This window comes from Rhizobium sp. BR 362, assembly GCF_036528765.1.
Classification (GTDB): domain Bacteria; phylum Pseudomonadota; class Alphaproteobacteria; order Rhizobiales; family Rhizobiaceae; genus Rhizobium.
The window spans coordinates 12,156-24,371 of sequence record NZ_JARWGH010000020.1 but is presented as its reverse complement, the minus strand read 5'-3'; the positions used below and the strand labels follow the sequence as shown (position 1 = coordinate 24,371).

Here is a 12,216-nt window from a genome sequence, read left to right as displayed (position 1 = left end):
CGTAGCCATTTCTCTTCTTTCGAATGCGGAGACGGCGCTGACCATTTTACGTCCTGATTGTGTTTCGTAATTTGTAAGACGGATCATGGTGCGGCTTGCCTCAAGCAAAGGCAAACAGTCAAAATAGCGATGTCGGATGTATTTTTATTGATTTCGAATGATGTACTCACTTAAGCCATAGTTGATTCCAATAAATCCAATGTTTGTATAAATATATCGAAAGCTGTACTGGATAAATATACGCATGTTCGGCTATATTGGAAACGTCCGGATAAGAAATTTCGCGAAAATGCCTTGTTCCGGCAATGTTTGGAAATATTTCCAGGCATGATTGCTGTAAATTCCTACCTGGTCCTGAGCTTTCATACGCTCTTGGTCACCCGCATGCCGGCTTCGTCAGACGCCCCCAACATGAATGGCGGAGCCGGTTCTTCCCTTTGAAAGCGAACGATAGTCCTGTGGGTGCCGGGTTCTGGCCCGCCCGGGATTAATCTCTTGAAAGAGCCGCCACGGGATCAAGCCTTGAGGCGTTGCGCGCCGGCAGGTAGCCGAAGGTGAGGCCGATTGCGCAGGAACAGGTAAATGCGAGCGCGATGGTGCTGCCCGAATAGACCATGGCGAAGTTCGACCCAAGGCGATTGAAGGCAAGGCCGAAGCTGAGCGCAAGAGCCACGCCAAGCGTACCGCCGAGTAGACAGACCAGAACGGCCTCGATCAGGAATTGCTGCAATATGTCTTGACGGCGGGCGCCGACGGCCATGCGAACGCCGATCTCGGCGATGCGTTCGGACACAGAGACGAGCATGATGTTCATCACTCCAATGCCCCCGACAAGCAATGAGATGACCGCAATTGCGGAGACGAGCAGGGTCATCGTCCGGGTCGTGCTCGTGATCGTCTGACGAATGTCGTCGGTGTTGAGCGTGAAAAAATCCCGGACGCCATGCCGCCGGTCCAAGAATTGCGTCACCGCGGATTCGGCGAGCGACGTTTCGGTATCGTCATTGATGCGCACGGTGATGCTGCGCAACGACATGTCGCCAAGGAACCGGGCCTGCACACTGGTGTAGGGAAGATAGATCGAAAGATTGTCGCTGGCCCCGAAGCCACCTTGCTGCGAGGCGATGACGCCGATGACACGGATGGGCACTTGGCCGACGAATATCACCTGCCCGGTGGGATCAAGGCTCTTGGCCGAAAAAAGGGTTGCTGCCGTATTCTGATCGATCACGGCATCCTGCACCATCCGTCTCACGCCGTCGGCGTCGAACAGTCGGCCGGCGACAAGCTTCGAACCCTTGACGGAAAAATAGGCGTCACCCACGCCGTTGATCAGCGCGTTGGCCTCCGTCGAGCCGAACCGGACCGTACCGCTGGTCGAAACGGTCGGTGTGACGGCGCCGACATAGGTCAGTTTGGCCAAGGCATCCGCATCGGCGACTACCAGGGTCTTTATGCGTCCCGAACGCGTATCTCCGAAACTCTTGCCAGGAAAAATCTCCAGCGTGTTGGTGCCGAGACTATTGATATTCGCCAGCACCTTGCGCTGCGATCCTTCCCCGAGCGCAACGACGGAAACGACTGAGGCAATGCCGATGATAATGCCGAGCATGGTAAGGAATGTGCGCAGCCGATGGGCTTTCAAGGCAAGGATTGCCATGAAAAACGCCTCGCGCAGCCGGTTACCCAGGCCACGCCAGCCGGTGATGCCAGAATCGATGTTGGGCGCGGAGCGGTGATTGCGGGAATCCCGAGTTTTTTCCTTGGCTGAGCGCCTGTCGGCGACGATGCGGCCGTCTGATAACTCGATGACACGCTGCGCGCGGGCCGCGACCTTCATGTCATGAGTGACGATCACCACGGTATGGCCTTCGGCATGCAGCTCGGAGAGGATGCCAAGCACCTCTTCGCCGCTTTGCTGGTCGAGCGCGCCGGTCGGCTCGTCGGCAAGGATGACATTGCCGTTGTTCATCAAGGCACGCGCGATGGAAACACGCTGCTGCTGGCCGCCGGAAAGCTGCCCCGGCTTGTGTCCAGCCCGATCACCCATGCCCAGGCGATTGAGGAGCGCCACCGCGCGGGCATGCCGCACCCTGTTGGACTGGTCCGCATAGATCGCTGGAACTTCGACATTGCCCAGCGCCGTCAGTTCGGAAAGCAGATGATAACGCTGGAAGATGAAGCCGAAATGCTCTCGCCGCAGCCTTGAAAGCGCATCGCTGTCGAACCGATCCGTCTCGGAACCGCCGATCGCGTAAGTGCCTACAGTCGGACGATCGAGCAGGCCTATGATGTTCATCAGCGTTGATTTGCCGGAACCGGACGGACCGACGATGGCGACCATCTCTCCCTCGGCAATCGATAGATCGACGTCCTTCAGCACCGCAATGATGTCGTCGCCGGACCGGTATTCCCGGGTGACACCCCTCAGTTCGATGAGTGGGGCAGCCATCGCTTAAAATCCCATCGGCGGCGGCGGTCCGCCGCCCATGCTGCTTTTCGCCGTGGTCGCGCTCGCTTCGCCGATAATGACGCGTTCGCCTTCCGAAAGGCCAGAGCGCACCTCGGCGGTGACATTGTTGTTGAGGCCGACGATGATGTTTCTGGAGGCCTGTTTGCCGTCCGCGTCGACCACCTGCACACTATAGGAGCCGTCGGTGTCCTTGGCGCCAAGCGCCGAGGATGGAATGATAAGCGCGTGTTTGGCAGCCCCGAGTACGATGTGGACCTCGGCCGACATATAGGTGCGGAAGCGGTTATCTTTGTTCGATACGGCGAAAATGCCATTGTAGTAGATTGCCGAGGATGACGAGGAGGAGGTCGTGCTACTGCTGGATGAGGTCGTGCTGGAAGATGTGACGCTGCTGTCGCTGGTAATCGATTCCGGAGCCGGCTCGATCGATTGCAGCACGGCATCGTAACGGGTGGCGGGATCGCCGAGGATGGTGAAATAGACCGGCTGGCCCACCTTGACCCTGACGATGTCGGCCTCCGATATCTCGGTGCGAACGATCATCGTGTCGAGCTGGCCGAGAATGACGATCGTCGGAGCGGACTGGGCCGCGTTGACGGTCTGCCCTTGCTGATTGACGATGGCAAGCACGGTCCCGTCCATCGGCGCGGTAATGCGGGTGTAGGATAGATTGGCTAGCGCCGTCTCCACCGCGACCTCCGCAGCCATGATCTGCGCGTCGAGCGCGGCGATCTGAGCGGTGATCTTCTTGACGCTGGCCTCCGCACTGTCGAGATCCGCCTTGGAGCCGGCTTGATTGCGAAACACGGTCTGCTGCCGCGTGAGCGTCAGTTGCGCGTTGGCAAGATCGGCTTCGCTTTCCTCGCGCTGCGCTTTGACATTGGCGAGCGAAGCCTGAGCGGTCCTCAGATCGTTGTTTTGCGTCGTGGAGTCGATCTCGGCAATCAGCATATCCTTCTTGATCTCATCGCCGAGCTTGACATTCAGCGCGGTGATCCGCCCCGAGACCTGCGCACCGACGGCGACCAGCTTGGTGGGTTTAAATGTGCCGGAGGCAAGCACAGCTTCTTCCACATCTCCCCGTGTAACCATGGCAGTGATGGCGGATGAGCTTTCCTCGGCAAAGATGCCGCTGTGAAACAACAGTGCACCCGCGCCGGCGAGGATCAATGCCGGGAAGGCTAGCGCTCGGCGCCACAATCGCTTGTTTGGCGACGTGCGCAATGGCCGCGCGCGGAGCACTGTTTCATCAGCTCGTTTCAGTTTGGTTGATGCCGTCATCGGGTCCGGAAAGTTCAGCATGGAATTATCTGGCCGCGGTCAGGTGCGGACCGGTATTGGTGTCGATTACCGCAGGCTCTGAGGTATCGACCTTTCCCTCCCAACCTCCGCCAAGCGCCTTGTTGAGGGCGACATAATCGCCGGCGATCGACGCCTGGCTCTCGATCAGCGCTTCTTCCGCGCTGTAAAGCGACCGCTCGGCATCGAGCACATCGAGGAAATCGGTCACGCCGGCTTGATTGAGCATGCGGGATAGGTCCGTTGCCCGGCGATAAGAGGCGGCCGAAGAGCTGAGCTTGCTGTGTTTCAGCCTTTCCTGGGTCAGCGATACCACTGCATTTTCGACGTCTTCCATGGCAGAGAGGACGGCGGACTGATAGGCGACATAATATTGATCACGCTCAGCCTTGGCGACATCGACGGCCGCCTTGAGCTGGCCACCCTGAAAGATCGGCACGGTGAGCGACGGACCGAACGACCAGCCGATGGTCGATTTCTTGCCGAGATCCGCAATGCTGGTGGCAGAGGATGCGATATCGCCGGTGAGCGATATCGACGGATAGCGATTGGCTTCGGCCTGGCCGATCTTCGCCGTGTATTGAGCAAGCTGCCGCTCTGCGAGGCGGACATCGGGCCGGGAGTTCAAAATGTCGGCGGGAATGCCGCTCGAAACTGCGACCGTCGGCTTTGGAATGGGACCGCCCTTTTTCAGCCGTTCCTCAAGCGCTGCCGGCGGCTTGCCAAGCAGCACGCTGAGGCGATGGACCGCCGTGGCATAGGAAATCTCATAGGTCGGGATGTCAGCTTCGGTGCTGCTTGCCAGGGCATCGGCCTTGGCGGCATCGACGCCGGTCGCGCTTCCTGCCTTGAGTTCGGCCTGCGTCAAGGCCGCCGTCTTGCGCTGCGAGACGGCGGTGCGCCGTGCAAGATCGCGCAGGGCCTGATATTCGCGGGCCTGAACATAATAGGAAGCGACGTCGCCGACGAGGGTCAGCATCGTATCGCGCAGTTCTTCGTCGGCGGCTTCGACACCATATTTCGCCGCCTCTGCCGCGCGCTTATTGCCGCCGAAAAGGTCGAGCTCCCAGCTCGCATCAAATCCCGGCTGGTATTGCGAATAGATCGTCGCTTCGGAACTTGTACCGGATGCCGCCGTCCTAGTCCGCGCAGCCGATGCCGTTGCCTCGAGAGAGGGCGGCAGCGCACCCTTCTGCTCACGGTAGCTCGCACGCGCTTCGCGGATCTTCGCCTTGGCCGAGGCGACATCGAGGTTGCCCGCAACCGCCTCCTCGACCAACGCATCCAGCGTCGGGTCTTTGAGCTGTCTCCACCACCGTGAGAGCTGCGGAGGTTTGGCGGGCTGGGTCTTGGTGCCCCAATGAGAAGGCATCGTCAGCGCCGGCTTGCGATAGTCGGGCCCGACAACGCATCCAGTGAGTGCCGTGGAAAGCACCATGGCAGCAGCGATAGCCGAAACGCGTTTATGGAAATGAGAACATATCTGCAAAGGCATATCTCTGGTTTGCATGTCAGCCGTGGCGGCAGAGATATCTCAGACGAGGGATATCATCGGAGGGATTGGTCCGGGGACGCCGGGCGGGGCGCTCCCCGGAACTTTCAGCCCTTTCACGGGCCACTCCGTCCAACCGACAAGGATCGCACGAACTGCGTCCGGGGGGCCGATCTTCGTCGGATGAAGAAGGAGATAAAGTGGACTGTGCATGAAGGCGGAAGCCTGTGGCTTCTACCGGAACCGGTCAGGGTGTGGATCGAGCGATCGTTCGGCATCCTCAAGCTTTTGAAGCTGATAAGCCGTCAGAACGGTGCGAAGCGCAGCCGCCTTGTCTTTCAGCACGCGAGCCTTGTCTGCATGCTCCAGCATGCGATCGGCGATCTCTTCTCCGAACAGTTCAGACGGTTTTGCCGCAGATGTATCAGACGACTTCGTTTCGGCCCCGGCAGCGGGTCCCGGCGGAATATGGTCCGGAAAATCGAGAAAGTCCGTCAATGCGGCGGTATAGTCCCTCCAGGCATCAAGCTGCGCGACACGGATACCGATCACGGTTTCCATGGCCGATAGTCTACTTGCGAGCTCCAATGCACGATCCAGCCAAGGAGGGAGACCGGGACCCGTCTCAGGTGGCGGCGGGGGAAAGGGCAAACCGTTCCCGAGTGCCATCCTATGACCCTCCAATCGAGGGTCGCGGAAAAAATCGGGGCATCGTCCGGTTTCCATCCCCTTCCCTTGCGGCAGAGCTTCCATCCGCTCGCCGCCGCCGGAAGGCTGTTCGATCGCCGCGATGGGCGGCTGTTGCGCAAGAGCCGGAACATTCATGCCGCTAATGGCTGTTGACATCAAAGTTGCGATAATACGCATATGTCTCATGATCAGTGCCTTACAATCCGCTTCAATTCACTGACGCAAGGCTAGCCGGAGCATATAAACGACGTGCGTCTTTATGTTTCCGAGTATTTCTCCGCGGGAGATTGTTGCGAACGAAGTTTGCTATGAGGCTTCCGGCAAAAGTTAGTTACAAAATTTTCGTCTTTACCTCGTGCATTTCCTTCGGCAGAGGGAGGCGTATGGCGCCGATGCCTTAACGATAGAACCAGAAGAATTGCTGCAGTCCATTCATGTCCAGAGATTCAAACTTCATCAAAGAATCCCAGCTAAGTTCTTTTAAAATTTTGGAAAAGTGATCGTGGCTTGGCAAGTTCTGATCGGCAATGTCGCTGCCGTCTCGCTCCTCATTTCGGTGTGGATGCATCTCCACTACCGGCTCTATCGCCTCTCCGAGGTCCAGGCCAAAATCGCCTTTGGTTTGATGATGGGCCTGGGAGCGATCGTTTCCATGGTGCTGTCGATTGAAATCGATGGCGGTTACTATGCCGATCTGCGCTCGACCTTGCTCGCCGTATCGGCTGTTTATGGCGGGCCGTTGGCCATCCTGGTGACGGGCACGCTTACGGCCATCTACAGGATCTCAATGGGCGGCGCCGGCCTTCAGCCAGGACTGATCTCCATCGTAGTCGTGTCGCTCCTCGGAACGTCGGTGCATTTCTTATTCCGCCGCCAGCCCCTGAATCTGAAAAGAATTATGGCCACAGCCGCGACCGTGGCTTCGGTCTCCTTGGGAATAAGCTTGGCATATGGAGCTGGCGGCTCTCCGATCACCACCGCCGGCTTCATCGTAACCGGGTTTGCAGCAACCTTGGTCGCAGCCTCCGTGATCACCTACTTCCACGCCTTCACCGCCGAGCGAGACATCCTGCGCGCTGCGCTTACCCAAGCGCCGGACTTTTACTACGTCAAAGATCACAAGAGCCGTTTCCTGGCCGCCAATCTGAATGTCGCACGCGATCACGGCCGTACGAAATCCTCGGAGATGGTGGGACTGACCGATTTCGACCTTTATCCTCGCGACATGGCTCAAGCTTTTTTCGAGCGCGAGCAGGAGATTATGTCGTCCGGGATTCCGATGGTGGATTTCGAGGAGCCCTTCGTGATCCGGGACGGCCGAGAACGCTGGTTCTTGACGTCAAAGGTCCCTTTGCGAGATCGCCACGGCGAGTTGATCGGGCTTGCGGGCGTGACGCGTGACATCACCGAGAAAAAGCGGCTGATACAAGAAGCCGTCGACAGCAAGAATGTGCTTTTGCAAGCGATGGCGGAAATGTCTGATGGCCTTGCCATGTTCAGTCCGGATGGCAAGCTGGTGTTCTGCAACGACCAATACCGTGCTGCATTTCCTCGGTCGGGATATGCCAGACAGCCGGGTGCCCACATTTCGGATATTGTCCGAGCCGTTGTGCGGAATGCGGAAAGGATCGATGTCAGCCCGGACGTCAGCGAGGAGTGGATACAAGCTTCCGCCGCGCAGCTCTTTCTGACGCGAGACACCGAAATTCCTCTGTTTGACGGGCGCTGGCTCAGCCTGCGCACCCGGCTGGCCTCCGACGGTTCTGCTTTGGTGGTGGTTTCGGACATCACGTCGATGAAGCATTCCGAAGAACAATTGAAGCAACTTGCTCAAAAAATGACGGGGCTTGCCTATACCGATGCGCTGACCGGCATCGCCAACCGACGGGTGTTCGACGAAGTGATCGTGACGGAGTTCGCTCGGGCACGCCGCGGCGGCTCCCCTCTCAGCATGCTGCTGATCGATATCGATCATTTCAAGACCTATAACGACAGCTATGGTCATCTTGAGGGCGATAAGTGCCTCAAGGCTATCGGCGATGTGCTCCGTTCGGTGGTCGTACGAACGTCCGACCTTGCGGCCCGTTTCGGCGGCGAAGAATTTGCGATCGTTCTTCCTGGAACAGACGGAGACGGCGCTTTGGCTCTCGCCGAGCTTCTGCGCTCGGCACTGCATCGACTTGCAATACCGCACAGGGCAAGCAGCAAATCGATCGTGACGACCAGCATTGGCGTGGCGACGATGTCCGATGGATCGACATTCGCAAGCGCGGCCGAGTTGGTGGAGGCTGCGGACCAGGCACTTTATGATGCCAAGACGAAGGGCCGTGATTGCATAGCCACGGCTGGTGACCGGGCAACAGCCGCATAGTTCGGTTGGCGTAATAACGATAGTCTTCAAGTCAGCCGCCAGCGAGGCGGTCAAAGGCTGCGGCAGCCGATCGCAAAATCCGAGGTGTTGGCATCGGTTCTGAAATTTTAAATTCGCCGCGTCCCGTTCCCGGGAACAAAGGACGTGACCAAATGTTCGATGCGTGGCGAGCTCCTCCCTTAGCTCTCCAACGCGCCGCTTTCCAGTGCGGCCATCAGAAGACTGTTTACGGAGCGTTTCCGCTGTCAACGCAGCCTTCTACAATGCACGGCAGGGAACACGCCATGCGCCCTTCCCACTGTTCCCTGCCGTGTTCGACATCATCTCTTGAAAATATCATTCTTCGTCAGCACGAAAATCGCGGTCGTTTGTAGTGAGCGGCACTTCATCGCGTGGCCTTCACCGGGCGATTGAGGAGATGGGCCAATAAACGGTGCTGCTCCGGTGATTGCAATATTATTCATCAATAATGTAGCAAAAGAAGATTTTCTTATTCAGAAACCTCTGTGCGAACCTGAAGATGTTCTTAAAGGCATTGGTTACCATAAAGTAAAATTTAACTAAAATCTCATTATAGATCCTCAGTACGATGAACGTTTGGGGGAGATAATGAGAAAAACCTTACTTGCTGCTTTCGCGATGGCGATGTGCGCCTCCACCGCGAGCGCACAAACGATCGGCGTATCGATGTCCGATCTGGATAAATTCCGCACCGCATTGCTGAACGGTGTCCTTTCGCATGGAAAAACCATTTCCGGACTGAAACTTGTCACGCAGAATGCCAAGGGCGACAACGAGCTTCAAAACAAGCAGGTTCAGCAGCTCATAGCCGATAAGGTCGATGCCATCATCGTTGCCGTTTCTGACGGCGACCTCGGACCGCAGATGACCAAGCTTGCCGCCGATGCTCACATCCCGCTTATCTATATCAACAACGTCCCCTCGAACCTCTCCGACCTGCCGGAAAACCAAGTCGTGGTCGCCTCGGACGAAAAGGAATCCGGAACCCTCGAGACGAAGGAAGTCTGCTCTCTGATGAAGGGTAAAGGCCGCGTCGTGGTGCTGATGGGCGAGCCCTTCCACCAAGCCGCTCGCGCCCGCACTGAGGATATCGACAACGTTATTGCCACGCCCGAATGCAAAGGCATGCAGATCGTCGAGCGGCAAGCTGCCTATTGGTCGCGTGACTACGCCGATCAGCAGATGCAGGAATGGCTGTCTGCCGGCGTCAAGTTCGACGCGGTCATCGCCAATAATGACGAAATGGCGCTCGGCGCCATCCGGGCCATGAAGCGGAATGGCATGGCGATGAAAGATGTCATTGTCGGCGGCGTCGATGCAACCGACGACGCGCTTGCGGCGATGCAGGCGGGCGATCTCGATGTGACCATCCTTCAGAGCGCGGTCGGACAGGGCGCGACGGCAGTCGATGCCGCAATCAAGCTCATGAATGGCCAGCAAGTGCCGCGAGTTAACAACGTCCCGTTCGAACTCGTCACGCCCCAGAACATCGCCCAATACCTGCCGAAGACCCAGTGAGCAAAAGAGGATTATGATGTTGCGCTTTTGGAATAAACTCGGCATCCGGGCACAGATCACGGCTGGCTTCCTGCCGCTGATCCTGCTCATGAGCTTGCTGTCGGTCAATGCAATTTCCGGTATGGACGGGCTTTCGTCCATCTTCTCCTCTTACCGCAATACCGCGGGCCAGAGCCTTGCCATTTCCGACCACAGCAACCAGCTCCACGAGATCCAGATGTCGGTGGAAGCTTTCAGATCCAGCCCGACGCAGGATGTCGTGGACCGCTTCCGCGCAGGGGTTAAGGCGTTTGCCGCCGAAGACCAGCGCTTTGCCGGCAACAGCTCTCTGGAGACGGGCATGGCCACCATCCGCCGGGATGTGGACGCCTACGCAAAGGCTTTCGAGCAGATCGTCACCCTTCACGCCCGGCGCGACGCCCTGATCGCCAAGGTCACCGAGTTTGGGCCCTGGACCAGCATTGCGCTGAATGACGTCATGCGCAGTGCCTGGAGGCAGAACGATGTGACGCTGCTGCATATGACGGGGGCGACACTCGAAGCCTTGAACCGCAGCCTTTATTTCTCCGAGCGTTTTATCCATTCCGGTGATCCGGCATCTTACGACACCGCCCACGCGGCTCTGAACGATGCCATGGCGTTGAACGAGGCGGCCGCCAAGGCTGCAAAAGGTGAACTGCAGCACAAACGCATTCTTGGTGCCGGCCAGCTCATGCAGAACTACACCGGTCGCCTTGGCGACGTGAGGGATGTTTTGCTCGCGACCAACAAGATCCGCGACAGCGAACTCAATGTTCTGGCGCCGAAAATCGCCACCGGCTTCAGAGATCTGCAGGCGACCGTCATGGATGCGCAGAAGTCCCTCGACAGTTCGGTCGATACGACGGTTGCGTCTGCGACCCGCTCGACGCTGGTGATGAGCGGGCTTCTGATCGTGATCGGTCTCGTGCTCGCCTATTTTATCGGTCAGCTAATTTCCTCGGCTGTGCGCAAGATGGCACGGACAATGGAGCGCCTCGCGCGCGGTGACGACACGATGACGATCGACGGCACCGAGGATCGTCACGAGCTCGGCGCCATGGCACGTTCGCTGAAGGTCTTTCAAGAAACAGGGCACGCCAAGGTCGTCGCCGAAGCCAATGCCGAACGCGCTCGCCTTGCGGCCGAAGAAGAGCGCTTGCGCCAGGAGGCCGAGCGGCTTTCCGATGCCCAGGTGATGGAACATGCCTTCCAGCAGATTTCTTTCGGACTCGATGCGCTCTCGAAGGGTGACCTAACAGTGCGCGTTGGTGAGGTGGACGGCCGCTACATCCGCATTCGCGATCATTTCAATAGCGCCGTTTCCAGCCTAGAAGAGGCTGTGGACTCTGTGATCCGCGCCGTCGGTACGATCAGGTCGGGCCTGACGGAAATCTCCTCCGCATCCCACGATCTTGCACGTCGTACAGAACAGCAGGCGGCCTCGCTCGAAGAGACGGTCGCAGCGCTGGGCGATGTCACGCGCGGTGTCAATGGCACGGCGGAAGGTGCAAGTGGTGCTCAGAGCGCCGTCGCCACCGCACGGGCCAATGCGGAGAATGGCGGCGCGATCGTCGGCCGCGCGATTGCCGCGATGACGGAGATCCAGAACTCTTCAGCCAAGATCGGCAACATTATCGGTGTCATCGACGAAATCGCCTTCCAGACCAACCTGCTCGCCCTCAATGCGGGCGTGGAGGCGGCGCGCGCAGGCGAAGCGGGCAAGGGTTTTGCGGTCGTCGCCCAAGAGGTGCGCGAACTTGCACAACGCTCCGCAAGTGCAGCCAGGGAGATCAAGGAGTTGATCTCGACCTCTTCCGCCCAGGTCAGGACGGGTGTGCAGCTTGTCGGCGAATCCGGCACATCGCTCGAACAAATCGTCGAGCAGGTCATTGCCATGAGTTCGACCGTCGCCCAGATCGCCGTTGCGGCGCGCGAACAGGCCGCAAGTCTGCGCGAAGTCTCGGCTGCCGGCGATCAAATGGACAAGGTAACCCAACAAAACGCCGCCATGGTGGAAGAGACCACGGCCGCCGCGCAAAGCCTCACTCAGGAGACCGAGAACCTCGCCGACCTGGTGCAACGGTTCAGAACGCGTAGCGCGGCTCAATCCGAGCGTCGCCTTTATGCAATGGCGTCTTGACGCTTTCGCGAATAGTGGACGGCGACATATCAGAGCCCGCCGCGTGTGATGAACGCGGCGGGCTCAAGCTCCGGTGACCCGCGTGAACACCTTGAGCTGCGGCCATGGAGACCGCAGCGGATAAATGAATGTCGCGGAGCTATGTTCCTTACGATCAGCGCCGCGGGGTAGTATTCGCGTCATCCCCACCT

At 58.5% G+C, this 12,216-nt stretch carries 7 protein-coding genes; 3 read left to right on the top strand and 4 right to left on the bottom strand.

Features of this window, described 5'->3' with window-relative positions; genetic code table 11:
• Positions 1-487: 487 nt before the first annotated feature.
• The 4 genes from QDY28_RS21175 to QDY28_RS21160 all read right to left on the bottom strand — a co-directional run bounded on the left by QDY28_RS21175 (position 488) and on the right by QDY28_RS21160 (position 5,825).
• Positions 488-2,452, bottom strand: coding sequence for a MacB family efflux pump subunit (locus tag QDY28_RS21175; protein ID WP_331383595.1), 1,965 nt, complete (start codon positions 2,450-2,452; stop codon positions 488-490).
• Between the two features lie 3 nt (positions 2,453-2,455).
• Complete coding sequence (locus QDY28_RS21170) at positions 2,456-3,775, bottom strand: efflux RND transporter periplasmic adaptor subunit (protein WP_331383594.1); 1,320 nt, start codon at positions 3,773-3,775, stop codon at positions 2,456-2,458.
• A gap of 4 nt (positions 3,776-3,779) precedes the next feature.
• Positions 3,780-5,210: an efflux transporter outer membrane subunit gene (locus QDY28_RS21165; RefSeq protein ID WP_442967568.1), complete on the bottom strand. Its 1,431-nt coding sequence runs from the start codon at positions 5,208-5,210 to the stop codon at positions 3,780-3,782.
• A gap of 288 nt (positions 5,211-5,498) precedes the next feature.
• Positions 5,499-5,825: a hypothetical protein gene (locus QDY28_RS21160; protein WP_331383592.1), complete on the bottom strand. Its 327-nt coding sequence runs from the start codon at positions 5,823-5,825 to the stop codon at positions 5,499-5,501.
• Positions 5,826-6,456: 631 nt separating this feature from the next.
• Between QDY28_RS21160 and QDY28_RS21155 the strand changes: the two genes are divergently transcribed.
• The 3 genes from QDY28_RS21155 (at position 6,457) to QDY28_RS21145 (ending at position 12,025) form a co-directional block, all read left to right on the top strand.
• On the top strand, positions 6,457-8,325 hold the full coding sequence (locus QDY28_RS21155; protein ID WP_331383591.1) for a diguanylate cyclase: 1,869 nt from the start codon (positions 6,457-6,459) through the stop codon (positions 8,323-8,325).
• A gap of 609 nt (positions 8,326-8,934) precedes the next feature.
• The gene (locus QDY28_RS21150) at positions 8,935-9,864 is read left to right on the top strand and encodes a substrate-binding domain-containing protein (RefSeq protein WP_331383590.1); all 930 of its coding nucleotides are present in this window, start codon (positions 8,935-8,937) and stop codon (positions 9,862-9,864) included.
• Positions 9,865-9,880: 16 nt separating this feature from the next.
• Positions 9,881-12,025 carry a methyl-accepting chemotaxis protein gene (locus QDY28_RS21145; protein WP_331383589.1) on the top strand — a complete coding sequence of 715 codons (2,145 nt, stop codon included), beginning with the start codon at positions 9,881-9,883 and terminating at the stop codon, positions 12,023-12,025.
• Positions 12,026-12,216 lie beyond the last annotated feature (191 nt).